Here is a 25,122-nt window from a genome sequence, read left to right on the forward strand (position 1 = left end):
AGTAGACGAGCCGGGCCGATTCACCCGCCCCGGGGTGTGTGTGCGCGGGATGATCATGGGCATGCATCCGGGCAAAGACGGGCCGCCCCGTACGGGTGGGTGCGTAACATCCCGGAAACACGAGGGACACCGACGGGAAACCGCTCGCGCCTACCTTCGAGGCCTAGTGGCCACCGGGGAGGAGGCCGCTCCCCGCGAACGCAACTACCCGCGCCTGGCGCCGGGTCGAGGAGGATTGATGTTCAACAACGCCGAAGAGGTGTCGCGATACATCGCCGACAACGACGTCAAGTTCGTAGACGTTCGTTTTTGCGACCTGCCTGGCGTGATGCAGCACTTCACGGTCCCGGCGAAGACGTTCGACCCGAGTGAGACGCTGGCGTTCGACGGATCCTCGATCCGCGGCTTCCAGGCGATCCACGAGTCGGACATGGCGCTTCGCCCCGACCTGTCCACGGCGCGGCTCGACCCGTTCCGCAAGGACAAGACGCTCAACATCAACTTCTTCATCCACGACCCGCTGACGGATGAGGAGTACAGCCGCGACCCGCGCAACGTCGCGAAGAAGGCCGAGCGCTACCTCGCCGGCACCGGCATCGCCGACACGGCGTACTTCGGCCCCGAGGCCGAGTTCTACGTGTTCGACAGCGTGCGCTTCGCGACCGGCGCGAACGAGTCCTTCTACCACATCGACTCCGAGGCGGGGGCCTGGAACACGGGCCAGGAGGAGAACAACCGCGGCTACAAGGTCCGGTACAAGGGCGGCTACTTCCCGACCCCGCCGGTCGACCACTTCGCCGACCTGCGCGCGGAGATCTCCCTCGAGCTCGAGGCCGCGGGCCTGGAGATCGAGCGCCAGCACCACGAGGTGGGCACCGCCGGCCAGGCCGAGATCAACTACAAGTTCAACACGCTGCTGGCCGCGGCCGACGACCTGATGCTGTTCAAGTACATCGTCAAGAACGTCGCGTGGCGCAACGGCAAGACCGCGACCTTCATGCCGAAGCCGATCTTCGGCGACAACGGCTCGGGCATGCACTGCCACATGTCGCTGTGGACCGACGGCTCGCCGCTGTTCTACGACGAGCAGGGCTACGCGGGTCTGTCCGACACGGCCCGCTACTTCATCGGCGGTCTGCTCAAGCACGCCCCGTCGCTGCTGGCCTTCACGAACCCGACGGTGAACTCCTACCACCGCCTGGTCCCGGGCTTCGAGGCGCCGGTCAACCTGGTCTACTCGCAGCGCAACCGCTCGGCCTGCATCCGCATCCCGATCACGGGCAGCAACCCCAAGGCCAAGCGCGTCGAGTTCCGCGTCCCGGACCCGTCGGCCAACCCGTACCTGGCCTTCGCCGCCCAGCTGATGGCCGGCCTCGACGGCATCAAGAACAAGATCGAGCCGCTCGAGCCCGTCGACAAGGACCTGTACGAACTGGCCCCCGACGAGCACCAGGCCGTCCCCCAGGTCCCCGGCACCCTCGCCGAGGTCCTCGACGCCCTCGAAGCCGACCACGAGTACCTCCTCGAAGGCGGCGTGTTCACCCAGGACCTGATCGACACCTGGATCGAATACAAGCGCACCAAGGAAATCGACCCGGTCCGCCTGCGCCCCCACCCCCACGAGTTCGAGCTCTACTTCGACATCTAAACCGAAGTACTGCTGACCTGCGGGTTCGCCCTCTAGACCGACTCAGAGGGCACAGGGAGGGCACTCCCCCGAAGGACAAGGCCGTCGACCGCTGCTCCCAGAGCGTGGTCGACGGCCTTCCTCGTACGCGCGGCGCTGCCGGGCATGAGGTGGGTGTAGACGCGGAGGGTGAAGCCGGGGTCGGCGTGACCGAGGTACTCGGAGAGCGCCCGGATGTTCTCGCCACCGTCGAGCGTGACGCTCGCGTAGTGATGGCGAAGGGCATGCATCCCGTCGGCACGGGACTCGCCGAACAGTTCGCCTTCCTCCGGCGTCTCGATGACGCCCGCCTCTGCCAGCGCGGGCTTCCAGATGTACGGGTTGAAGTAGTTGCGGTTGAGAGCCTTGCTCTCGCGGCTCGTGAAGATCAGCTTCTCCGTGGTCGGCTTGCCGTCGACCTTTGCCCAGGGCAGCGTCACGTCACGAGCCGGTCGCGCCTTCAAGTGCGCGAGGATCGCCTCAAGAACCTTGGGCGAGAGCGGGACGTCGCGCGCCTTGCCGCCCTTGTGCGGAGCGAAGACCCTCCTGCTGCCGATCAGCTTGACCTGCCGTCGCACGTGCACGTAGCCCGTGGCCTCGTCGATATCCCTGACGGCCAAGCCGAAGATCTCGCCCTGCCGCAGCCCGCAACCGGCTCCGACGAGGGCAGTGCACGCGTAGGCAAACGGCAGTGCGGCGGAGACTTCCTCGACGCGCTGTGAGGACCAAGGTTCGACCGGGGGCCGAGTGTCCTCGGCAGGCGGATGGAACGCGCGCTGCACGGATTCTTGGCGATGACGCCGTCGTCCACGGCCGCGAGGAGGATGGCCGAGAGGTTGGCGAAGATGACCCGGATGTAGGAGGCGGCAAGGCCGGCCTTCTCCAGGTCTCGGAGCCAGGCCTGCAACATGGTCGGGCGTAACACCCGCAGTTGATGGTGGCCGAGGTGGGGCAGGACGTGTAGGCGTATTCGGAGTTCGACGACTATGTACGTTCCGGGGTCACCGGTCAGTGAGGCGAGGCGTTTCTTGGCGAAGACCTCCAGCGTGACCTTGCCGGAGCTGGGGTCGAGGTAGGTGCCCTCGTTGAGGTCGTTGTCGACCTTGGCCGCGCGGGCGTCGGCGTCGACACGGCGGTCGAAGTTCTCCTTGCACTGCTTGCCGGTGGCGTCCCGCCAACGGGCCTGCCAGCGCTTGCCCTTGCCGTGGTCGGCGGACGGCACCTTGCCCTTGTGCTCGCTGCGTCGCCCGGACAACTATCGGGACGTCTTCCGCGCAGCCGCGGAATGCGCCCTCATCGAAGAGGAATGGGGGCTGACCCGTGTCGACCGGTCCGACCGCACAGCCGCCCAACGCCCCGGCGACGCCGAGCGTCTCAAAGCCGAACGACGAGGACGGGCCACGACCCCACGCGAGCACCTGCGAGAGAGGGTGCGCACCGCCATCGCCGCGGCCTCGAACGAGGCGGAGTTCTTCGCCGTCCTCGAAGGACTCGGCGTGAAGGTCAGGAAACGCATCCTGCCCTCGGGCGAAGTCGGTGGATACAGCGTCGCCATGCCCGACGACACCAACGCCAACGGCGCCCTCGTCTGGTTCGGCGGGGGCAGACTCGCCCCCGACCTGTCCCTGCCCAGGATCCGCGCCCGTTTCCACCCCGGTACCCACCGCGACACTTCCACCGCCGAACCCTGGCATCGGGCAGCCACCACCCTCGACGCCCTCCCCGGACACCTTCGCCACGGCGAGGACGAAGCGGCGGCCGGACAACTCTCCGCACTGGGCGAGGCGTTCTCCGCCATGGTCGTCGTCACCACCGGCCCCACCCGCATCGAGATCCGGCGAGCCTCGATCGCGTTCGAACGCGCCACCCGCTGCCGCGTCGAAGCCGACCAACGTGCCGGAGACCTGCTGCGTGCCGCCGCCCGCGACCTCCTGTGGGCCGGCCGCGGCGAACAGGACGGCGGAGCAACCGCCATGATCCTGTGCACCCTCGTCCTGGCCGCACTCGCCGCCGTCCACTGGCACCGGGCCCGCAACCACCACCAACAGGCCGCCGCGGCCCACCAGGCCCTGATCCACCTTCAGACCGCCTACCTCCACACCACCACGCCACGCCCCACGACCACGCGCGCAGCCTGGTCCGGCGCTCCGCCCGGGGCGCGCGACCAGGAGACGCCGCCGGCGACGCCCGAACTCCTGGAGGCCCTGCGGCAGGTCCTGCCAGAGCACGCCGACCGCATCGTGGCCGACCCCGCCTGGCCCGCCCTGAACACCGCGCTCACCCACGCCACCCGCACCGGCAAGGCACCGGCGACTGTCCTGTTCGAAGCCGCCGGGCAACGCGAACTCGACACCGCCGCTTCCCCCGCCGAAGTCCTCACCTGGCGCATCCGCCGCCAACTGCACCAACCCACCGCCCGACACCGAGCCGCCACCACCCGCAGCACCACGCGCCCGGCCGCCACACCGACCCGACCCGCCGCCACCCCGGTCCGCCGCGCCACGGAGGAACACCGCCGCAGACGCTGATCACCTACGCGTCAAGGCTCTCGTGACCTGCGCGAACGCGCTCCCAAGCGGGTTGCCGAACACGATGGACTTGTACGCCCGGTCGGGGACATGGTGTGGTCCCCGACCGGAGAGGACCCCATGCACGAACCCCACCCCGAGCTCCCGCAGGCCCCGAACCTGCACCCCATGCCCCAACCCGGCACCTACGACCTGGACGCCCTCGTGGTGTGCACCGAACACCCCGACGAACTCCGCGTCACCGGCATCCCCGTGCGCTGCCCCGCCTGCGACGCCCGCCGCGACTGGCTCCTCGTCCACCACCGAGGCCACACCTTCATCCGCTGCCGCTGCGCACACCAATGGCACGAACCCGACCTCTACACCGACGACTTCGACAACCTCGCCACCAGCCCCCCCGGACCGCTACTGGGCCACCTATGACGAGGCCCTCGTCAGCCTCGGCTTCGACCGGACGTTCGCGGGCACGTACCTGTGATTGACGGGGGCGGCCGATGAGCCCACCGGCCGCCCCCGAAGGCCGAGCCTTGGCACCGGGTAGGACTCTGCGGCGGCCGTTCCGGTCGCGGTCGTCTCACGCAACCGGAACGGGGCTTCACGACGGCGTCGGTCTCAGATCTCGACGACCGCATAGATGGGCAGGTGGTCCGGGAGCCGGCGCACGGTCAGCCGCGCTCGCGCCCGCGTCTCACACTGCGGTGACCGACCATCCGTAGCGGGAGAAGGAGGGACCTCCACCGTGGTAGGCGGCCAGCGCCTGCACGGAGGTCGGGAACGCGGGCTCGGGCAACTGGTTCGCACTGACCCACTGGGCGGCCAGGTGCTTGTCCGGCTCGATGTTGGTCAGTTCGCCGGACCACGTGTCGGTGGCGAAGACGAAGAGGACGAACTGCCCGACCTGGTCCCAGCCCTGTTCGACGTGGATCACGTGGACGAGTACGAGATCTGCCGGATCGACGAGCAGACCGGTTTCCTCTTCGAGTTCGCGAGCAGCAGCCTCGTCGAGGGCTTCGCCGGGCTCGGCCTTGCCGCCCGGGACCGTCCAGGCCGGCTGCGGCAACCAGTTTCGGGCGGTGTAGTACACGGCGGCAATCGTGTCGGTGTCCTTGTCGTGGACGATCACGCAGACCGAATTGCGACTGTTCATCACACTGTTGTTCGTCAAAGTACCCAGTCCTTGTCATAGCGCCGGGGGTGTCAACGGCGAGGTGGGCGACTCAGGCCGACCCCGCTGCCGGAATGTGTGAGTCCGGCTCAGCCTCCGAGCGCCAAGAGGTCGGCGTCGGTACGGGAGAAGACCAAGTCGGTCATTTGCTCCGGGGTCTTCGTGCACCTGACGGGCGCCTGCGGGCTGCGTATGGCCTGGGGATACGTGGCCGGGTCGTAGTCGTTGGTGAGCGTGTAGGCGTGGAAGCCGTGCTCGCGCAGGTTGTCGATGATGCCGGTGGCGCTCTCGCCCTGCTTGGCCAGGAGCCTGGGGGTGACTTCCACGACCAGTTCCGCGTCGTCGCGCAGGTGCGGAAGCGCGGGCAGCAGTCCCCTGACCGCCGCCGCATCGGCGCCCTCGACGTCGATCTTGATGACCCGGGCGGTGGAGAGTTCGGCCTGACCGAGCAGCTCCGCGAGTGGCGCGGTCGGCACATGGAATGTGGTGTGGACGTGGCGGGGTCGGACGGCGGTGGTTGGTGGTGGCTGCGCCGGCGAGGTCGTCGTGGAACTGCGGGGTGGGCTCGATGGCGACGACGTGGCCGGTCGGTCCGACTGAGTGGGAGGCCAGGAGGCTAAACGCGCCACGGTGGGCCCCGACGTCGACGAAGGTATCCCCCGGCCGCAGGCGGTCGCGCAGGAAGGCGCTCAGATTCGGCTCCCACTCACCGAAGAGGTACTGGTAGCGCTGGATGACGTCGCTGGTGGTGACGGTGACCAGGTCACCCGAGCGCAACCGGGCAGTGGTGTGGAGGGGATGGGTTCGAAGGTGATCGTCGAGGAAGCGGTCGACGAGCGGGCGCTTGCCGACTGTTCCGGGCGCGTGGCGGACGTAGGCCCGCAGCAGGCGAGCGAGGGTGGAGGCGGGCACGCGTGTCTCCTTCAGGTGACAGCGGATACGGATCGCGGTTCCCGGAATTGGCCGTGGTGGCAGACTTGCCGGTGAACGCCGGTAGCGGTGAGGGGAGTCGTCGGTGGCCGAGAGTTCTCCGGTGGTGTTCCTGCTGGTGGGGCTGACCGGTTCGGGAAAGACGACCTACGCTCGGCGGAAGCTGGAACCGCAGGGCGCGGTGCGGCTGTCGGTGGACGAGGTCGTCCACGAGCGGCACGGTCGGTACGGCGTCGACTACCCGGAGCACATCTACTTCGAGAAGGAGGCCCCGGTCGTCGCCGAGCTGCACTCACGGCTGGTCGAGCTGGTCTCCGAGGGCCGGGATGTGGTGTGGGACCACAGGCTGTGGCCGCGCAAGGACCGCGACGCGATGAAGAAGCTGGTGGAGTCGGCCGGCGGACGCTGGCGGCTGCTCTACTTCCCCGTCGATCGGGACGAGCTGCTGCGCAGGCTGGCCGAGCGCAACCGGAGAGGGGACGCGAACTCGCTGATCGTGACCCCTGAGGCGCTGGACGACTTCTTCGCGCGGTTCGAGGCGCCTCAGAACGAGGGCGAGGAGATCGTGGAGTCGGGCCGGCTCTGACGGGATGGGCGCCAAGCGGCGTGGATCCGGGCGGCTTCGGTGGCCCAGTCATCGGGTATGCGGTCGAGGGTGACGTGGCGGAATCCGAGGCGGGGGTCGGAGACGTCGATGCGGTTGTTGTGGCGGTCGATGTGCTGGAGCAGACGGGTGGCCTCGCTGCGGACGGCCGGGGTGTGCTCAAGTCCAGGCGCCGCTGGTGAAGTGGTCGACGCGGCAACGCAGGTCGTCCACGACGCCGGAGCGCCACTTGAAGTGGTGGACGCACGCAAGTGTGTGAGGGTCGGGCTTGCGGCCGGGGGCGCGGTGGTTGCCGGAAGCGACGGCGGCGCCCGAGAGGGCGAGGACGATCTTGCGCGGGTCTCCGCGCAGGAGGCGGTGGGTGAGGTGGCCGCCCAGAGGGAAGGTGCGGTCGAGTCCGTCCTCGGGGCGCCAGAGGGCGAGGCGGCCGTCGGCGCTGACGCGGTCGAGCATCAGCCCGCCCACCACCGCTCGGCCGTTCTCCTCGGCCGCCTCGGTGACCTCGGCGAGCGGGGCCGGGTGGGTGTGGAACTCGTCGGAGTCGGCGAGCAGGTGCCAGCCGGGGCCGGCCTGTTCACGCAGCGCGTCGCGCAGTTCGGTGTTGGTGTGCTCGTGCCATGGACCCGTGCTGATCTGGCCGGTGGGCAAGCCGAGTTCCCGGGCGGTGGCCGGCAGTTGGCGGCGCCCGGCATCGGGGACGTGCTGGGGGAAGTGGAAGGCGAGGTGGAAGCGCTCGACGCCGAGCCGGCGGTAGTGGGCGGTCCACGCGGTCAGCAGGGCCGGTTCGACCGGGCCGACCACAGCAACCAAGGCGGGGGAGGCGGGCGTCATCGGTACTCCTTGACCAGGTCGGTGTAGGTGTCGTTGAGGTAGGCGGCCTGTTCGCGGGCCGGGAGCATGTCCACCGCTGCGGGGGCCTGCGGCCCCGGCCGGGCAGGCGGCGCGGCCTGCAGCCGGTCCAGGGTCATGGCGAGGGCGCCCGGGTCGCCGGCCGGGAAGAGCCGGGCCCAGGGCTGTCCGGCCAGCCGCTCGGTCAGGTCCGGGTCGTGGTCGGAAACGACCAGCGGCACCCCGAGCCGGGCGGCGTCCATGACCAGCCCGGACTCCTTGCCGGTTCCAAGACGCCGGGCCACCAACGCGGCATCGACGGCGGCGTAGACGAGCCGTAGGACGTCCTCACCGACCGGGCCGGGGACGATGTGTACTCGGGCGAGGGGCAGGCGCTGCCAGCGTTCGAGCACCGTGTCGTCCAGCGGAGTTCCGCATACCAGGACGTGCAGCGGCTTGGTGACGCGGGCCAGAGCGGCTTCGACAGTGGTGATGTCCTTGTACGGCCACCAGCCGCCGATCAGGCACACGGCCGTCGCACGGGCAGGGATGGTGAAGGCGGATCGCGCGCCCTCGCCTTCGGCCTCGGTCAGGCGCCGGCCGTCGTCGACCGCGAACGCCCGTACCCGTCCGGGCAGGTGGGGGAAGCTCCGCCGGAGCCGATCGCGGACCGCGGTGGTCGGGTACAGCGCGACCACACGCTTCTCGCCCCGGCCTGCCAGCCGACCCAGCCAACGGAGGGGTCGGTCCTCGGTGGTGACGAGCTCGTGGATGAACCGCAGATGTCGGCCGCCGCCTAGCAGGGCGGCAGCACCGTGCAGGGCCTCGCTCGCACTGAGGATCACCACCGCCCCAGGCTGCGGAGCGAGACGGCGGGCAGTGCGAAGGCATGCGGCCTCGGTCAGACAGCGAGCGATCAGCGTGACCTGGTGCGGCAGCCGACGCCGGCTCACCGGCCGGCTGCGTGAGGCGAAGAGCCGCTGACCGATAGCCGAGACGCGTGCCGCCGCTCGCGCACCGGCCAGCAGCGTTTTCGCCGTCGGACCCACGGGGCCTGTGGTGATGCGGGCGCCGGCACGCAGCAGCGGACCGAGGCCGTCTGCGATCCCCTCCGGGGTGATGACCAGGGCATCCGGGCGCGCGGCGGCGAGTGCGATCAGCGTGCGCTGGTGGTGCCCGCCGCCTCGGTGGGCGTACGGCTCGATCAGGACCAGCGGCCCGGAGTGGGTACTCATCCGGCGATCGCCTGCTCACCGTGCAGCGCGGTGAAGTGCCGCTGCAGCCAGGTCGGGTCGTTGAGCGCCTCGAACCGCTCGGGGTTGCGGGCCGCCGAGTGGGCAAAGTCGCACCCGTCGCGGGCACCGGCCGCCGCGTAGTGGGCGAAGTCGCCGTCCTTGCTAGTTGTCCAGGCCATGATGCGTTCTTGGGCCGAGGTGTCGGTCATGCCGTACTCGCTGCCGCGCGCGAGCATCGCACACTCGCGGAAGCCCGCCTTCCAGGCGTGGAACGGGGTCTGGTTGAACAGCGTGGCGCCGGCGGTGTGCTCGCTGAACTCGACGCGTCCGGGCAGCGCGGCCAGCACGTCAACGGCCTGACCCATCTCGCGCAGCGCACTGGTGCGGATCAGTTTGAGACCGCCGTAGCCGTAGGTGAGGCCGTTGACCGGGTTGACGGCCCGCCAGACCCGCATGGACACACCGTCCGCCAGCGGCTCCACCTCGGCGGCGGGGAATGCGTGGTCGATGGCGAAGTCACCGTCTGCGAGGAAGAACTGGTCGGTCTCGGCCAGTTCGGCGGCCAGCCGGTAGGCGCGACGCATCCCGCGTACCCCGTGCAGACGCTTGACGGTGTCGCCCAGCACCCGGGACAGGCGGGTGTGCAGGGAGTCGGCCAGCGGCTCGTCGTAGGAGAGCTGGACCGCGTCGAAGCCGCTCACTTGATCGCCTCCAGGTAGCGGGTGGCCACCGCGGCGGGCGCGAGATCGGCGGTGGAGGCGTGCGCCCGCTTGGCGTGCAGCAGGTAGAACTCCGGGTCCATGGCGAGGCGGCCGGCGATCCCGACGGCTTGGTCATCGGTGTCGAACAGCAGCTCGGGGTCGATGTGCTCGGCCAACCAGCCGGTGCGCAGGCCGATCACGGGCAGGCCCATCGCCTGGCAGTCGATCACCGACATGGACCAGGGGCAGCCGGGCCGAAACGGCGCAATGCCGAAGTGGACTTCGGCCAGCAGGTTGCGGTATCGGATGCGGTCGCCGCGGTCGGAGGCGATCGCCACACCGTCGACAGCGGCCAGATCCCCCAAGTGCTGCTCGGGGCTGGGGTCCAGGCGGACGCGCTCGAGGCTGCGGGCGCCGAACAGGTCCATCACCGTGAGCCGCACCGGGGCCTCGGCGACGAGCCGGCGGGCGAGCCGGGTGAAGCAGGAGGTGCCGTAGTGGGCGTACAGACGGTGGTTGTAGATGCCGGTGGCCTGCCCTGCCGGCGGGGTGATGTCGGCAGGGTCGCGCACCAGGCGCACATCCCTGGGAGCGGGCACCACGTGCAGCTTCTCGCCGAGGAGCTCCACGCCGGCGCGGGCGGCAGCCGCGCTGGTCCAGGAGGCGGCGGTGGCGGAGTGGACCAAGACGCGGTCGCAGGCCGCCAGGCCCGCGGCGAAGGCCAGCAGCACACTGCGGCCCAACCCGCCGTCGTCCATCGCCGGGTCCGGCTCCAGCTTGCCGGTGTCGGTGAAGGAGAACGGCAGGTAGTGGCAGTAGCCGGCGATCCGCGCGTCCACCCCGGCCTCCAGCAAGGCGGCCCGGATCGCCGGCGCGGCCTCGATCTGGTTGGCCACGACCACCTCGGGCCGGTGGTGCCGGAACAGCCGCACCATCGCGCCCATGCCCGGGTTGAAGCGGGCCCGGTATTTGGTGGTCGGCGAGGCGGTCCGGGCGAAGTACACACGCTCGTCGCCTGCCGGGATCAGGGAGGCCACGGTCACCTCCACGCCGGCATCCACCAGGGCCGGGGCGAGCAGGTCGGCGAAGGTGAAGCCGGAGTCGGCGGTCAGGCGGCCGGCGTTGGAGACGTTGAGCAGGTAGAGCAGGCGCATCGCGTGCGACCCTCCTTCTCGGAGCCCGGGGCTCGACCCGGGTCGGTGAAAGAAGGAAACTGGCGATCGGGACCGTGACAAAATGATGAATTGGGATCACTCACGGTTCACTCATCTCATCCGGCGGCCAGGGCGGGGGCTTCGATGGACGCGCGGGACAACGCCCTGACGGTCGAGCAGGCCGCCGAGGCGTTCGCAGCGGAGGTCGCCCATTGGCGCGAGGTGCGGGGCCTGTCCAAGCGGAAGTTGGCCATCAAGATGGGCTTCGACCCGTCGTACGTGAGCCACGTGGAATCCGGGAGGCACAAGCCCACCGAGGACTTCGCCCGCCGAGCCGAGGACATCCTGAACGCGGGCAAGGCCCTGCGGAAGCGCTGGCTGGACTATGAGGCGGCCAGAAGCCGGACCGTGCCGGGCACCGCCCCGCCGGCGCACCGCCGGACAGAGCAGCCGTACGCGACCGGCTCGGCGATCATCGTCGAACACGACGCCGCCCGCCTCGAGTTCGACGGCGCCGGCTACCGGCTGACGATGCGCCGACTGCTGCGCAACACCGGCGGCGAGCCGATCACCCGCTACCTCATCCGCATCAGCGTGGACCGCTACCCCGGCGAGCCGGAGCGCTCCAACGCGCACTATCGCGAACACCCGCTGACCTGGGACGAACTCGCGCTGACCGCAACCTGCCGCGGAGAGGCAATGAACTGGCAGGCCAAGCACGACCGCGATGCGTTCAAGGAGATCTGGCTGCTCTTCGAGAACGAGCAAGGCCGCTTCCCGCTGTACCCGGGCGAGTCGGTGTGGATCGAGTACGCCTATTCGGTCGGCGAGGAGAAGTGGGGCCGCTGGTTCCAGCGCGCGGTCCGCCTGCCCACCGAGCACCTGGAGGTCGAACTCGCCTTCCCCGCCGAGCTCGATCCGGCGGTCTGGGGCACCGAGACGTCGATGACCGCCGAAGCGGTGCCGTTGCGGACCGCCCCGATCCGGCGCGACGAGGCAGGTTTGTGGGTCTTCTCCTGGAGCACGTCCACACCCACCCTCCACGCCCGCTACCGTCTGGAATGGCGATTCCGAGCCCGACCCGAACGAACACGACACGGCCCAAGGGGAGTTCAGGTGATCCAGGTGCGGCCCAGCGATCAGATGCGTGACCTCGGCGTCGTCCAGGAGGGCACCCCCATCCTCGCCGAGCCCGCCCGCCCCTTCGACCTGCCGACCGAGCGCCAAAGCGCCGAGGAAATCGTCGAGAAGCTGTTCACCGCGATGGAGCGCATCGGCCAAGTCCATCCCTTCGCCAAGGGCATGGGCATCGCGGCACCGCAAATCCGTATCGGCCGAGCCGCCGCCATCGTCCGGCCCGCCGACCCCGACACCCCGCCGATCGTCCTGCTGAACCCGCGCATCATCGAACACGCCGACGAGACGGACGAGCAATTCGAAGGCTGCCTGTCCTTCTTCGACGTCCGCGGCCTGGTCCCCCGTCCCTTGTGGATCACCGTGGAGACCACCAACCCGGACGGCCAGGCGACGGTCACCGCCTACGAACGCGGGCTCGCCCGCCTGATCCACCACGAAATCGACCACCTCGACGGCCTGCTGTACACCGCGCGAATGCGGACCGACGTCGAGCCCATCCCCGTCGAGCAATACCGGCAGACCGGCCACGCCTGGTCCTACGACCGATAGCTACGAAGGCTCCACTGAGCCGGGGCCACGTGGTCGCAGTTTTGGTTGCATTCACCCCTGTCCAACACCGTCCCGAACCCGGCTGGCGGGTCGCTCCGCCGCAGCTCAGAACACCTAGGACTCATCGCCGGACGGATGATCCCTTCAGGCGAGCCCCAACTCCGGTTACGCACACGCTGTCTTACCAACCGCCGTCATGGTCCGCCTCAGCTGCAGAGGGCCTCCGTCGCAACGGAGGCCCTCGCTGTACGCACCCAGCTCAGTAGTGCTGAATCCACAGGACAATGAAGCTGACCACTGCGGCACCTGCCGCAGACGCTGCCCCTCGCACCGCGCTCAGTCCGATCGTTTGACCGTACGTACGCCGACGGTGCTGCTGTCCATGTGTGCCGTCCTCGCCCCGATCCTCGGACAGAGTTGCCCTAGAGTCTTCAAAGGTGTTAATCATCGCTCTCCTTAGCGGAGTTCTTGGTGCCGTACTCGCAGGGGGCGTCGCCGACCATGCCGGCAAGCTCCGGTCGGCGGCGTCCCCTGTTGTGGCACATCCGAGCCTAGGAGTCGAAACACTGCCGATGTGACGCCAATGGCCCCTACGATCCTACGAATTCGGTGTAATTTCCGCGTGTGACGCTCACCTCCTCCGGCACCATCGATGACCTTGTACATGACGCCGCAACTGCGGGACATGCCGCCACCCCACGTCTCGTACACGATTGGGTGTCGAAGGGGCTACTCGACAAGCCTCAACGGCGTCGGTCAGGCCCTCACGGCTCAGACAAGGGTCTGTACTCCGCGCACCAGCGCATTCTCTTCCAATTGCTCCTGCGGAAGAGGTTAGAAACACGGCGTATCTCGCTACTCGCGCGCATCCCTCTGGCCATGTGGCTGCACTGGGGTGACCAGTGGGTAGCAGCTCGTCAAGCCCTCCGCGCGCTCATGACTCATGTCGGCGACCCACGAACCGCGAAGGCCCACGCGCTAGAGAGAGCGCACCAGCTCATTCTTCCGCTAGATGATCCACGACTGGCCACAGCGCGCGACCGTCGCGCGCTCTTGCACGCCGTTCGCGACTCCCTCTACACGGGAGTCTTCAACAGTGAAACGCTCCTGGCGATAGCTCGTCCGCTGTTCGAGCCTCCAAAAGTCCATCTGGCCGTGGTCCATTCACGAGGCGCAACTGCCCCAGCTACACCTGATTCGCTGATCTTCGAGCTAGAAATCAGAATGCGCGGAGGTGTGCTCGTTAGCACTGGTGAGGTGCACGTGAACCATCTGGAGGAGGTTCGTGCGATGTTGCTACCCAATCTGCCCCGCACTGGGGATGCCACATTGGATCCGCTTCCCAGCGAACACTCCGACTTCGCTGGGCCGACGGAAGAACAGATAGCCGTCAGCGGTACCAGGCTGCTGTTCGCTCTTGGCGCCCGCAGCCTCACCGCGGGATAGCGCCAGCCGTTGCTTGAACTTCGGCCGTGTCCCTGCTGGTTACCGTAGCTGTTCGCAGCTGAGCATCGCAGCCAGAGCTTGGTTGCCGTTCTGGTTGCATTCACGCGAGTTCAGTGATGTCCGGAGCAAGCCGAGCCGTTAGCTCCATCGCAGGTGGGAACGCCCGCATCTGGCACTGAACTCCAGATCGAACGGTTGGAAAGCGTGCTGGATTCACCCCCTCGCAAGTTCGAATCTCGTATCCTCTCAGCCATAACAGGCAAAACGAATGCCCCGACCGCCATACGGTCGGGGCATTCGTGGTTGGCCGTCCCAGTTTCCGTCTCACTTGGGCCTTCAGCACCCTCCGGAACACCCCAGAGCAGCATCGATAACCGATTTCCTACCTCGATATCCAATTGAGATGGGAAAAGGGTGCTGAGTTACGTCGCCGATCTGGAATATGACGCGGGTGGCATGCCTACACCAGTCCTAGGATAGCTGGACTACATGCCGTTGCCTTCTTGTATCCGATTCGGATCCCGACCAACGAGACCGCTCGATGCTGAAGGCTCAGACCCCGGAAGTAGAGTGTCACTCGTAACTTGAGACGGGATCGCAGACGTGTTCGCAGGTGTAGATCCGCCTCGAAGGCTCCTACGGGCGTCGTGCCAAGCCAGGACTATCCCCGGCACCTTCTCAAGGACTTCTCGTACCTGCGCCAGCACGAGAATCACGACACCAAAGGTTGCCAGCACTGACAACGTGATCGCGTCCCAGCTCACGATGCACCCTCCATCGCCGGTTGGTGAACGCTGCGTCGTGAGCACCGGGCTATGACGTCTGGACTCGTCTCAGGAAGTACTTTGTCGAGCCATCTTGGGTCTGCACCCAGTGTACTTAGCTCAGATCTCACGTCTTCGCCGTACGTGGCGTTCCCGTAGCGGAACCTGATCTGAAGTCCGCGTATTCCGTCGGTTGGATGTTCCAAGTCGTAAGTACACGACCGCAGATATGCGCGGGGGTACTCGGGGGGCCTGTGGCCACAGCTGCAATGTCCTTGGACGACTCGAAGCGGCAGGCCCCACTTGGTATCCATCAGAGCATCGAGAAATTCGTTGTGCTCCGCCGGAACGCCCCGCACGGTGTCAAGCTCGAAGACCCACTTATCCGACTGCCAGGAACGGGTCGAGTAGGCGTTACTCGCCGTGTGGAAAAGCGCGACACGACGGAGCAGGCTGGAACCGATCCACGACATGCCAGGATGGACGTCCGCCCAAGGAGACTGACGCAAGTCTTCGGCTTCACGGACTGTCAGCCTCGGTTCGTCCCACAAGGGACGAGCATCGCGCCCTCTCAACCACCGTTCATGCCGTGCCAGTTCAGTCTGCCAATTTGTACCTGGGCGGCCTCGCAGGCGCAGACTCGAGTCGCCGGAAGTCTTGGTCAGCACCATGTCCGGTCCGGTAACGCAGGCAACCCGCAGTCCCAGCGCACCGCACAATTCAGAATCTGAAGCTATGGAGGGAAGCAGAGACTCCACTGCATATCCGGCCATGCTGTACGCGCTTCCGTTGGACAAGGTCGTGTGACTGTCCAGCATTACAACGGGTTCGGGTTCTGTCAGCACCACGCCAGCGATGCCGAGCGGGTGGGCCCACCATTCACCTCCGCCCCCCAGGCGCATCATCACTTGCGCCTCCAACAGGGCTTGACCCCCGTCTGCATCCGGCAAAAACGGCCTATGCGTCATAGTCCGGAGCATGTTCTTGGCCAGCGCGTACGACTCGCCTGTGTAGCGGCATCGAGTCCGCGCCAATACGCTCAGGCGTCCACTAGCACCCATCGTCACAATCCGTTCCCGAGCACCGCTGCCCCAAAGCACTCGACAACCGATCGACGCGCCTGTTTCAAAGGCGCGGGGCCACATGGACAACTCGAGACGGTGGAGCGCTGGCTTCTTAAGTCCCTAAATGAGACACCACAGCGGGGCAGCATGGTGTCGGAACGGGCCGCCGTTCGGCCGATATCAGGGTGCCCCAATCCACGCCGCAACCGCAACCGTGCTCATGGAGCAATCCCGAGAAGCAGGACACGAGGAGGGCATACCAGGGCAAGAAATGGCGCGAAACGATGAGCAGTCGTGCAAGGCGTTTGTGCGGGTCAGGGCTCATACCACGACATTCCCGCAGGTCAGCGGATCGCCCGGATCACTTCTTCGACATTTAAGCCGAAGTAGCCGGGCGCTCCCGCCCCCGAAGACAAGGCCGTCGACCGCTGCCCATAGCGCGGTCGACGGCCTTCTTCGTGTGCGGCCGGCCGGCTCAGGGTGGGTGCCGCGCCCGCGCCCACGCGCCCACGACGAAACGGCCTTGCCCCCGCGCTCATCTGCGGGGGCAAGGCCGTTTCGTCGTGCGGCCCGAGGCGGAGGCGGGGGTGGCGGTGCCGAATTCGAGGCGCCGGGGCCCGCCGTTCGCATACCCCCGTGTGGTATTCCTGCTCAACCTCTGGTCATCGATACCCCCCTAGGGTATGTTCCTGATCGCTCGATACCCCCCACGTGTATCTACGGAGTGATCACGATGTCTCAACCCCAGCCGAATCCGCGTCGCTGGGCGGCGCTTGCGCTGATTGCGCTGGCTCAGTTCATGGTCATCATGGATACGTCGATCATCGGTGTGGCTCTGCCCGAGATGCGCACCGATCTCGGGTTCTCGCAGGAGAATCTGTCCTGGGTGTTCAACGCCTACGTCGTCGCGTTCGGCGGGCTGCTCCTGCTCGGCGGGCGGCTGTCGGACCTCTTCGGGGCCAAGCGGATGTTCTCCACCGGGTGGGCGATCCTGGGGGTCGGCTCGCTCGGGGCGGGCCTCGCGAACGAGGTCTGGGTCGAGCTCGCCGGACGTGCCGTCCAGGGTGTCGGCGCCGCGCTGATCGCGCCCTCGGCGCTGACCCTGCTGATGATGCTCTTCGGCGGCAACCCCAAGGAGCTCACCAAGGCGTTCGCGCTGTACGGCGCGGCGGCACCGGCCGGTGGCACGGCCGGCGTCTTCCTCGGCGGCCTGATCACCGAATACGCGAGCTGGCCCTGGGTCTTCTACGTCAACATCCCCGTCGCGATCCTCGCCCTCGTCGCGACCCCGGCGCTGATGCCCGACGCCCCCGCCCGCCGCGGCGGCGTCGACCTCCTCGGCGCGGTCACCGTCACCGCCGGCCTCGGCGCCGCCGTGTACGCCGTCGTCCGCGCCCCGGAGACCGGCTGGGGCTCCGCCGAGACCCTGCTGGTCCTCGCCGCCGGCATCGCGCTCGTCGCGCTGTTCCTGCTCCTCCAGGCCAAGCGGACCGAGCCGCTGATGCCGCTGCGCATCCTGCGTACGCCGGGCCTGGCCGCCGCCAACCTCGCCCAGTTCTTGATGGCGGGCGCCTGGATCCCGATGTGGTTCTTCCTCAATCTCTACCTGCAGCAGGTGCTCGGTCTGGGCGCCTTCGCCTCCGGATCCGCGCTGCTGCCGATGACCGTGGCCATCATGGTGATGATGATCGTGCTCGCCCCGCGCCTGATCGCCCGCTTCGGCCCCAACCCGCTCGTGGTCACCGGCCTCGCCGCGCTCGCTGGCGGCATGTTGTGGCTGTCCTTCGCCCGGTCCGACGGCTCGTACTGGGTCGACGTCCTGCCCGCCTCGCTGCTCGCCGCCGCGGGCATGGCCCTGGCCTTCATCCCCTCGCTCGGCACCGCGATCTCCAGCGCGCGGCCCGAGGAGGGCGGCCTCGCCTCCGGCATCGTCAACACCAGCTACCAGATCGGCTCGGCCCTCGGCCTGGCCGCGATGACCGCCGTCGCCGCCGCGCACGGCGCCCGGGAGGTCGGCAACGCCGACGCGCTCACCGACGGCTTCTCCGCCGCCTTCCTCGGCGCCGCCGCGATCGCCGCCGCCGGCGCCCTGATCGCCGCCGTCACCCTCCGCAAGCCGGCCACCACGACCGCGGGAAGCACTCCCGCCGACAATCCCCCCGAGTCCGTCTCGACCCACTGATCACATCCCGGCCCACCACCCCCGGCCGGGGCCACCCATCCCACCCGAACCCGAGACCCCACGAGGACTCACGCCACCGTTCGACGAGCGCACCAAGAGCGCGCCAAGAGAGCACGAGGAGCACACGAAGAGCACACGAAGAGCAACAAAACAACCACACAGTGACCGCACAGCGACCGCACACCGCGTGCCGCCCTCCACGAACCGGAGGGCGGCACGCGCACGTGCGAACCTCCACCGCCTCCACCCTCGAAACCCCCGAGGCCGGCCGCGGCCCTCCCCGCCGGACACCCGAACACCCCCGGAGATCTCCCCCATTACGCCCCGATTCCTCCCACCCGAGAAGGAGAAGATCGCCCTCGGATGGCCCTACAGGGTGATCGGCGAAAGGATGGGCTCTGGCAGACTTGAGCCATGGGGGGCAATCCGAGCCGAGAGACCATGCCGCCGTCGGGGCGACGGGTGACCGACGAAGCCGGACGGACAATCATGCAGCCAATCCCCACGATGACCCGATTGCGTGTCTATCTGAGCACGCCGCGTCGTCCGCGATTCGTGGTCGAACTGGCGTTGATCGCGTTGAGTTACTGGGTCTATTCGCTGGTCCGCAACGCGGTACCCGAGCGCCGACACGTCGCGGTGGAGCGCGCCTGGCAACTGCTCGATTTCGAGAAGACGCTGCACATCGACATCGAACACAGCGTCAACCACGCCGTGAACGGCGTCACATGGTTGATCGTGTCGATGAACTACTACTACGCGACGCTGCACTTCGTGGTGACCATCGGCGTCCTGGTGTGGCTCTTCCACAGACACCCCGGCCGATACCGGGCCGTGCGCACGGTGTTGTTCCTGACCACCGGCCTGGCCCTGTTCGGATACTTCTTCTATGCCCTGGCCCCGCCCCGCCTGCTACCGGGCGCGGGCTACATCGACACCGTCCTGGTCCACCACACGTGGGGCTCGATGGCGTCCGGCGACATGAAGAACGTCTCCAACCAGTACGCCGCGATGCCGTCGATGCACATCGGCTGGTCGACGTGGTGCGCGATGGCCATCGTGATGTTCGCGCGGCCGATGTGGGCCAAGGTGCTCGGTGTGTTGTATCCGATCACCACGCTGTTCGTGATCGTGGCCACCGGCAACCACTTCGTGCTGGACGCGGTCGGCGGCTGGATTACCCTCGCCGCCGCCTTCGGCCTGCAGTGCCTGCTCAACGGGCGCTCCGCGTACCGCTTCCCGCAGTACCCGCCGGACGACCCACGCTCCGCGCCCGAGCCCCACGGGCGGCCGGTACGCCCGCGCGCGGGCACGCGCGACGAGGGGCACGGCGACGAAGCCGGCGAGCGGCCTCAGCGCGAGCCGGTCGAAGTCTCGTCCTCGCCGTAGAACACCCGGTCCACCACGCCCCGGGCGAGCCGCGTCATGCGTCGATACTCCTCGAGCAGGCTGCCGGTCTCGTCCGGCCGGTGGCCGAGCAGCCGGGCCACCCCGCCCAGCTCGCGCACATCGGACGGGAAGCTGTCCGAGGACCGGCCGCGCACGATCATCACCGCGTTGCGCACCCGGGTGGCCACGACCCAGGCGTCGTCCAGGATCCGCGCGTCGTGCGGGTCGAGCAGTCCCGCGTCCCGGGCCGCCGCGAGCCCCTGCCGGGTGCCGGTCACCCGCAACGCGGGCACCGCGTGCGCGTGCCGGAGCTGCAACAGTTGCACCACCCATTCCACGTCGGCCAGCCCGCCGCGCCCGAGCTTGGTGTGCGTGGTCGGATCGGCGCCGCGGGGCAGCCGCTCGGACTCGATCCGGGCCTTCATCCGCCGGATCTCCCGCACCTGCGTGTCGTCGATCCCACCCGCCGGATAACGCAGCGGATCGACCATCTCCAGGAACCGCCGGCCCAGGTCGGCGTCCCCCGAGGTGAAGTCGGCCCGCAGCAGCGCCTGGCTCTCCCACAGCTTGGACCAGCGCTCGTAGTAGGCGCGATACGACGCGAGCGTGCGCACCAGCGGACCCTGCCGTCCCTCGGGCCGCAGGTCGGCGTCGATCAGCAGCGGCGGATCCGTGGACGGGATCTGCAGCAGCCTGCGCACCTCGTTGCACACGAACTGCGCGGCCCGGGACGCGGCCTCCTCCTCGGCGCCCTCGATCGGCTCGTGCACGAACATCACGTCCGCGTCGCTGCCGTAGCCCTGCTCGTAGCCGCCGAACCGCCCCATCGCGATGATCGCGAGCCGGGTCGGGATCGGCCCCCGGGTGCGCTCGCACGTGTCTATGGCGGCTTGGAGCGCGCCGGTCAGCGTCGCCGCGTTGACATCGGTGAGCGCCTTGCCGGTGGCGTCCACGTCCAGTCGGCCCAGCACATCGGTGGCGACGATCCGGAACAGCTCGCGCCGACGCACGCTGCGCGCCGCCTGCACCGCGCTCTCCGGACCCGGCGCCCGCCCCACCGCGGCCAGGATCTCGGTCTCCAGGGCCGCCCGCGAGCGTGGCCGCAGCCCGTCCCCGTCGCCGAGCATCGCGACCGCCTCGGGCGCACGCAGCACCAGGTCCGGCGCGAGCCGCCCGGACGCGAGCACGCGGGCCATGTTCTCCGCCGCCGCCCCCGACGAGCCCGCCCCGGAGTCGCGCAGCAGGCGCAGGTACCAGTGCGTGTTGCCGAGCGCGTCGGAGACCTGCCGGAAGGCGAGCAGCCCGGCGTCCGGATCCGCCGAGTCGGCGAACCAGCTCAGCATCACCGGCAGCAGCGTGCGCTGGATCGATGCGCGCCGGCTGACCCCGGAGGCGAGTGCCTCCAGGTGGCGCATCGCGGCGGCCGGGTCGGCGTACCCCAGCGCCTCGAAGCGGGCCCGCGCGGCCTCGGGGGTGAGCCGCTGCTCGCCCGCCTTGAGCCGGGCGACCGCGTCCAGCAGTGGCCGGTAGAACAACTTCTCGTGCAGCCGGCGCACCTCCACCGTCTGCTGTCTCCAGGCCTTCTCCAGTTCGCCCACCGGGTTCGAGCGCATGCCCATCGAGCGGCCGATCCGGCGCAGTTCGCCGGGGTCGGTCGGCATCAGGTGGGTGCGGCGCAGCCGGAAGAGCTGGATCCGGTGCTCGAGCGTGCGCAGGAAGCGGTACGCGGCGTCCAGCGCGGCGCCGTCGTCGCGGCCCACGTAGCCCGCCGCGGACAGCGCGGCGAGCGCGTCCAGCGTCGAGCCGCTGCGCAGCGTCCGGTCGGATTTGCCGTGCACCAACTGCAGGAGCTGGACCGCGAATTCGATGTCGCGCAGGCCGCCGGGGCCGAGCTTGACCTCGCGCTCCACCTCGCGCGCCGGAATGCTGTCCACCACCCGGCGGCGCATCGCCTGCACGTCGGCGACGAAGTTCTCCCGGCGGGCGGCGGTCCACACCAACGGGGACACGCTGTCCAGGTACTTCTTGCCCAGCGCCGGGTCGCCGGCCACCGGACGGGCCTTGAGCAGGGCCTGGAACTCCCAGGTCTTGGCCCAGCGTTCGTAGTAGGCGAGGTGGCTGGCCAGGGTGCGGGTGAGCGGGCCGTTGCGGCCCTCCGGGCGCAGGTTGGCGTCCACTTCCCAGATCGAGCCCTCGACGGTGGTCGCCGAGCAGGTCCGCATCAGCGCGCCGGCCAGCCGATTGGCGGCGGCGACCGCGACCCCCTCGGGCACGCCGGGTGGGGCCTCGGCGACGAAGACCACGTCCACGTCGCTGATGTAGTTGAGTTCGCGCCCGCCGCACTTGCCCATGCCGATCACCGCGAGCCGGCACTGCTCGGCCTCGACCGGGTGTTCGCGCCGGACCAGGTCGAGCGCGGCGTCCAGGGTGGCGCCGGCCAGGTCGGCGAGTTCGGTGGCCACGGTCGGCTCGTCGGCGCTGCCGCACACGTCGCGGGCGGCGATCGAGAGCAGGCAGCGGCGGTAGCCGATCCGCAGCGCGTCCAGCGCCGGGTCGCCGCGCAGGCCGGCGGTGGCGGTGGTGAGCACGGCGTGGAAGTAGGCGGGGGTGGGTCGGGCGTCCTGCACGTCGTAGGTGACCAGGGAGCGCCAGTCCTCGGGGTGCCGCGCGAGGTGGTCGCCCAGTGCCGCGCTGACTCCCAGAACGCCCAGTATGCGATCGCGGAAGGGCTTCGCGGACGCGAGGGTGGAGAGCAGGACGGAGGCGTCGGCGGCGGCTTCGGCGAGTCGCACCAGGCCGAGCAGCGCGAGGTCGGGGTCGGCGGTGGCGGCGAGGGCGTCCAGGAAGAGCGAGTCGTCCCCGGCGCCGAGCAGGGCCGGATCGCGCAGATTGCGTGCGGCGCCCGCGATGTCGGTGAAGCCGAGCCGAACCAGGCGCCCGTCGGTGGCCGCCGGTTCGCGAGGCTGATCCACAGAGGTCACCGGCCGAGCGTATCCGGTGAAACGGCTGATCGATCAAGAACGGAACTGGGAATGTGGACGCGCCGCACGGGGCTCGCCGAGCCCCCCGACCGCGGCGAACTTGAATGCGGCGCGCCCTCGCCCGGTGGCGGACGACAGTTCCACTCTGCGAGCCGTCCGTCCCACGGCCCGAAGAGGCCTCCGTAGCGACGAGCTGCCATACGCCACCGTACGGGACGTCACCCTACGTTAGCGTAGGTGCCATGCGCAACGGTGTTCCCTCGGAGAGGGTTCAATCAGACGACGATCCGGACCGGCCCGCTCGCCCCGGCCGCCGCACCCTCAGCCGAGAGGACTGGGCTCGGGCGGCCCTGGAGGCGATGCGAGAGGGCGGCTTGGGCGCGGTCGCGGTGGAACCCCTCGCGGAACGCCTCGGCACCACCAAGGGCAGCTTCTACTGGCACTTCAAGGACCGCGACTCGCTCATCCAGGCCGCGCTGGAACGCTGGGTGGCCGAGTCCGAGGAACTGATGGCCGCCGCCGAACGCATCGAGGATCCGGTGGAGCGCGGGCGCCGACTCACCGAGTACGCGTTCACCGCGCCCAGCGGCGCGGACATCACCACCACGCTGCTGATCCACGCCCAGCACCCGGTGGTGGGCCCGATCCTGGAGCAGGTCACCCGCCGCCGCCTGGAGTTCGGCGCCCGGCTCACCGAGGAACTCGGCCTGCCCGCCGACGCCGCCTACCGACACGCGCTGACCGCGCTGACGATGACCGTCGGCATCGCGCTGATCCGCCGGGGCGCACCGCAGCTGCTGCCCCAGGGCGAGGACAAGGACGCGTACGTCCGCTACATCCTCGAACTCCTCGGCCCGCCGATGACCTGAGCACCCGCGCGCGCCGCTCCACGGGAAACGGCCCGACCCCCGACACACCCGGGGGTCGGGCCGTTCGCGTCGCACGCTCGGAGCACCGGAAGCACCGGCACCGGCACCGGCGTCAGAGCACCGGCAGGTACCGCTTCAGCTCGAAGGGCGTCACCTGCTGGCGGTACTCCTCCCACTCGTGCCGCTTGTTGCGCAGGAAGAACTCGAAGACGTGCTCGCCGAGGATCTCCGGCAGCAGATCGCTGCGCTCCATCAGCGCGATCGCCTCGGCCAGGTTCTGCGGCAGCGGCGCGATGCCCAGCGCGCGGCGCTCGGCGTCGGTCAGCGCCCACACGTCGTCCTCGGCACCGGCGGGCAGCTCGTAGCCCTCCTCGACACCCTTGAGCCCGGCGCCGAGCAGCACCGCATAGGCCAGGTACGGGTTGCACGCCGAGTCGATCTGGCGCACCTCGATCCGGGTGGACTGGCCCTTGGTGGGCTTGTACATCGGAACCCGCACCAGTGCGGAGCGGTTGTTGTGCCCCCAGCAGATGTACGAGGGGGCCTCGCCGCCCATCCCCGCGGTGCGCGCCGACGCGCCCCACAGCCGCTTGTACGAGTTGACCCACTGGTTCGTGATCGCGGCCATCTCGCCGGCGTGCTTGAGCAGGCCCGCGATGAACGAGCGGCCGACCTTGGAGAGCTGGTACTCGGCGCCGGCCTCGTAGAACGCGTTGCGATCGCCCTCGAACAGGGACAGGTGGGTGTGCATGCCCGAGCCCGGGTGCTCGGAGAACGGCTTGGGCATGAAGGACGCGTGCACGCCCTGCTCCAGCGCGACCTCCTTGACCACCAGGCGGAAGGTCATGATGTTGTCGGCCGTGCTCAGCGCGTCCGCGTAGCGCAGGTCGATCTCCTGCTGACCCGGCGCACCCTCGTGGTGGCTGAACTCGACCGAGATGCCCATGTTCTCGAGCATCGTGATCGCCTGGCGGCGGAAGTCCTGGCCGACCGGCTGCGGCGTGTGGTCGAAGTAGCCGCTGTGGTCCACCGGGGTCGGCGGACGGCCGTCGACCGGCTTCTCCTTGAAGAGGAAGAACTCGATCTCGGGGTGCGTGTAGAAGGTGAAGCCCTTCTCCGAGGCCCGCTCCAGGGTGCGCTTGAGCACGTAGCGCGGGTCCGCGAAGGACGGCGAGCCGTCGGGCATCAGGATGTCGCAGAACATCCGTGCGGTACCGGGTGCCTCGGCCCGCCACGGCAGGATCTGGAACGTCGCCGGATCCGGCTTCGCCAGCATGTCGGACTCGTGCACCCGGGCGAAGCCCTCGATCGCCGACCCGTCGAAGCCGATGCCCTCGGCGAACGCCTGCTCCAACTCGGCCGGTGCCACCGCGACCGACTTCAGGAACCCGAGCACGTCGGTGAACCACAGTCGCACGAACCGGATGTCGCGCTCCTCCAGGGTGCGAAGCACGAACTCCTGCTGCTTATCCATAATTCCCTATCCTTGCAGGTCGGACGGCCTGTGAGCGATCGGCAGGGCACTGCGGGGCACACGAGTATCCCGCTTCAGGGTTTCCAGCACATTACGTGCCCTTTGCGTTGTGCCCTTGCTCGCGCACAGGTACCGCCGTGCGCGCGTACGTCCCGTGGTCCTGTACCCGGAGAACCGCTCGTGGGCGACCTGCGGGATACCTTTTCGCGCGGCATCGCACCCGCCGGGAATCCCGTCGGGCGAGCCGTCGGGGCCCGGTGCTGAACTGCGCCAAGGGTATCTCCCGGGTGCTCGGGCGCCGAGCCCCGGGTTCGCTCGGGCGTACGCCTTTCGCCCGCCGTTCGCCTGCGGTTTTCCGGCCGGCCGAGCGCCCGCCATCGATCCCGCGAGCGCGGTGCGCACGGCGCGTCGCCGCACCCCGGACCACTATTCGTCACTTTGACGCCAAGGGTCGGG

At 68.9% G+C, this 25,122-nt stretch carries 18 protein-coding genes; 8 read left to right on the plus strand and 10 right to left on the minus strand.

Annotated elements, in window-relative coordinates:
- The first annotated feature begins 238 nt into the window (after nt 1-238).
- Nucleotides 239-1,648: a type I glutamate--ammonia ligase gene (gene glnA, locus OG948_RS11295; RefSeq protein ID WP_395862245.1), complete on the plus strand. Its 1,410-nt coding sequence runs from the start codon at nt 239-241 to the stop codon at nt 1,646-1,648.
- A gap of 32 nt (nt 1,649-1,680) precedes the next feature.
- On the opposite strand, the gene OG948_RS11300 is transcribed toward glnA (OG948_RS11295), so the two are convergent.
- A complete protein-coding gene (locus tag OG948_RS11300; RefSeq protein ID WP_406300229.1) occupies nt 1,681-2,310 on the minus strand; it encodes a tyrosine-type recombinase/integrase in 630 nt (209 codons plus the stop codon).
- Nucleotides 2,223-2,921 carry a hypothetical protein gene (locus OG948_RS11305; protein ID WP_406300403.1) on the minus strand — a complete coding sequence of 233 codons (699 nt, stop codon included), beginning with the start codon at nt 2,919-2,921 and terminating at the stop codon, nt 2,223-2,225. The genes OG948_RS11300 and OG948_RS11305 overlap by 88 nt, the downstream gene beginning before the upstream one ends.
- Between OG948_RS11305 and OG948_RS11310 the strand changes: the two genes are divergently transcribed.
- Nucleotides 2,890-4,194: a mobilization protein gene (locus tag OG948_RS11310; protein WP_406295906.1), complete on the plus strand. Its 1,305-nt coding sequence runs from the start codon at nt 2,890-2,892 to the stop codon at nt 4,192-4,194. The genes OG948_RS11305 and OG948_RS11310 overlap by 32 nt on opposite strands.
- Nucleotides 4,195-4,314: 120 nt before the next feature.
- On the plus strand, nt 4,315-4,617 hold the full coding sequence (locus tag OG948_RS11315) for a hypothetical protein (RefSeq protein ID WP_406295908.1): 303 nt from the start codon (nt 4,315-4,317) through the stop codon (nt 4,615-4,617).
- 265 nt (nt 4,618-4,882) lie between these two features.
- On the opposite strand, the gene OG948_RS11320 is transcribed toward OG948_RS11315, so the two are convergent.
- Nucleotides 4,883-5,359: an NUDIX domain-containing protein gene (locus OG948_RS11320; protein ID WP_406295910.1), complete on the minus strand. Its 477-nt coding sequence runs from the start codon at nt 5,357-5,359 to the stop codon at nt 4,883-4,885.
- An 89-nt stretch (nt 5,360-5,448) separates the two neighbouring features.
- Nucleotides 5,449-5,988, minus strand: a complete 540-nt coding sequence (locus tag OG948_RS11325; protein WP_406295911.1) for an FkbM family methyltransferase — start codon at nt 5,986-5,988, stop codon at nt 5,449-5,451.
- 386 nt (nt 5,989-6,374) lie between these two features.
- Here OG948_RS11325 and OG948_RS11330 point away from each other — a divergent pair, with 386 nt between their 5' ends.
- A complete protein-coding gene (locus OG948_RS11330) occupies nt 6,375-6,875 on the plus strand; it encodes an AAA family ATPase (protein WP_406295913.1) in 501 nt (166 codons plus the stop codon).
- A 177-nt stretch (nt 6,876-7,052) separates the two neighbouring features.
- On the opposite strand, the gene OG948_RS11335 is transcribed toward OG948_RS11330, so the two are convergent.
- From OG948_RS11335 to OG948_RS11350, 4 genes are read right to left on the minus strand one after another with little or no spacing between them, the layout of a single operon-like run.
- Entirely contained in the window at nt 7,053-7,724 is a 672-nt protein-coding gene (locus tag OG948_RS11335) for a hypothetical protein (protein ID WP_406295915.1), read from the minus strand.
- Nucleotides 7,721-8,956 (minus strand): hypothetical protein, encoded by a 1,236-nt coding sequence (locus tag OG948_RS11340; RefSeq protein WP_406295917.1) that lies wholly within the window; start codon nt 8,954-8,956, stop codon nt 7,721-7,723. The genes OG948_RS11335 and OG948_RS11340 overlap by 4 nt, the downstream gene beginning before the upstream one ends.
- On the minus strand, nt 8,953-9,657 hold the full coding sequence (locus OG948_RS11345; RefSeq protein ID WP_406295918.1) for a hypothetical protein: 705 nt from the start codon (nt 9,655-9,657) through the stop codon (nt 8,953-8,955). The genes OG948_RS11340 and OG948_RS11345 overlap by 4 nt, the downstream gene beginning before the upstream one ends.
- On the minus strand, nt 9,654-10,811 hold the full coding sequence (locus OG948_RS11350) for a glycosyltransferase family 1 protein (RefSeq protein ID WP_406295920.1): 1,158 nt from the start codon (nt 10,809-10,811) through the stop codon (nt 9,654-9,656). Before OG948_RS11350 ends, OG948_RS11345 begins: the two co-directional genes overlap by 4 nt.
- Nucleotides 10,812-10,955: 144 nt before the next feature.
- Here OG948_RS11350 and OG948_RS11355 point away from each other — a divergent pair, with 144 nt between their 5' ends.
- From OG948_RS11355 to OG948_RS11365, 3 genes are all read left to right on the plus strand, one after another.
- Entirely contained in the window at nt 10,956-12,497 is a 1,542-nt protein-coding gene (locus OG948_RS11355) for a peptide deformylase (protein ID WP_406295922.1), read from the plus strand.
- A 4,007-nt stretch (nt 12,498-16,504) separates the two neighbouring features.
- Nucleotides 16,505-17,953, plus strand: coding sequence for an MFS transporter (locus tag OG948_RS11360; protein ID WP_406295924.1), 1,449 nt, complete (start codon nt 16,505-16,507; stop codon nt 17,951-17,953).
- Nucleotides 17,954-18,460: 507 nt separating this feature from the next.
- Nucleotides 18,461-19,342, plus strand: coding sequence for a phosphatase PAP2 family protein (locus OG948_RS11365; protein ID WP_406295926.1), 882 nt, complete (start codon nt 18,461-18,463; stop codon nt 19,340-19,342).
- Here the strand turns inward: OG948_RS11365 and OG948_RS11370 are convergent.
- Nucleotides 19,306-22,314 carry a bifunctional [glutamine synthetase] adenylyltransferase/[glutamine synthetase]-adenylyl-L-tyrosine phosphorylase gene (locus tag OG948_RS11370; protein ID WP_406300230.1) on the minus strand — a complete coding sequence of 1,003 codons (3,009 nt, stop codon included), beginning with the start codon at nt 22,312-22,314 and terminating at the stop codon, nt 19,306-19,308. The two genes, OG948_RS11365 and OG948_RS11370, sit on opposite strands and share 37 nt — an antisense overlap.
- A 251-nt stretch (nt 22,315-22,565) precedes the next feature.
- On the opposite strand from OG948_RS11370, the gene OG948_RS11375 reads away from it, so the two are divergent.
- On the plus strand, nt 22,566-23,192 hold the full coding sequence (locus tag OG948_RS11375) for a TetR/AcrR family transcriptional regulator (RefSeq protein ID WP_395862238.1): 627 nt from the start codon (nt 22,566-22,568) through the stop codon (nt 23,190-23,192).
- A gap of 112 nt (nt 23,193-23,304) precedes the next feature.
- Here OG948_RS11375 and glnA (OG948_RS11380) read toward each other — a convergent pair whose 3' ends face one another.
- The gene (glnA, locus tag OG948_RS11380) at nt 23,305-24,666 is read right to left on the minus strand and encodes a type I glutamate--ammonia ligase (RefSeq protein ID WP_395862236.1); all 1,362 of its coding nucleotides are present in this window, start codon (nt 24,664-24,666) and stop codon (nt 23,305-23,307) included.
- Nucleotides 24,667-25,122: the final 456 nt, after the last annotated feature.

This window comes from Embleya sp. NBC_00888, assembly GCF_045207655.1.
GTDB lineage: Bacteria > Actinomycetota > Actinomycetes > Streptomycetales > Streptomycetaceae > Embleya.

Excerpts from the sequence above, each read along its gene's own strand:
- glnA (WP_395862245.1), top strand. The coding sequence starts at position 239 with ATGTTCAACAACGCCGAAGAGGTGTCGCGATACATCGCCGACAACGAC.
- OG948_RS11315 (WP_406295908.1), top strand. The coding sequence starts at position 4,315 with ATGCACGAACCCCACCCCGAGCTCCCGCAGGCCCCGAACCTGCACCCC.
- OG948_RS11335 (WP_406295915.1), bottom strand. The coding sequence starts at position 7,724 with ATGACGCCCGCCTCCCCCGCCTTGGTTGCTGTGGTCGGCCCGGTCGAA.
- OG948_RS11340 (WP_406295917.1), bottom strand. The coding sequence starts at position 8,956 with ATGAGTACCCACTCCGGGCCGCTGGTCCTGATCGAGCCGTACGCCCAC.
- OG948_RS11350 (WP_406295920.1), bottom strand. The coding sequence starts at position 10,811 with ATGCGCCTGCTCTACCTGCTCAACGTCTCCAACGCCGGCCGCCTGACC.
- OG948_RS11355 (WP_406295922.1), top strand. The coding sequence starts at position 10,956 with ATGGACGCGCGGGACAACGCCCTGACGGTCGAGCAGGCCGCCGAGGCG.
- OG948_RS11360 (WP_406295924.1), top strand. The coding sequence starts at position 16,505 with ATGTCTCAACCCCAGCCGAATCCGCGTCGCTGGGCGGCGCTTGCGCTG.
- OG948_RS11365 (WP_406295926.1), top strand. The coding sequence starts at position 18,461 with ATGACCCGATTGCGTGTCTATCTGAGCACGCCGCGTCGTCCGCGATTC.
- OG948_RS11375 (WP_395862238.1), top strand. The coding sequence starts at position 22,566 with ATGCGCAACGGTGTTCCCTCGGAGAGGGTTCAATCAGACGACGATCCG.
- glnA (WP_395862236.1), bottom strand. The coding sequence starts at position 24,666 with ATGGATAAGCAGCAGGAGTTCGTGCTTCGCACCCTGGAGGAGCGCGAC.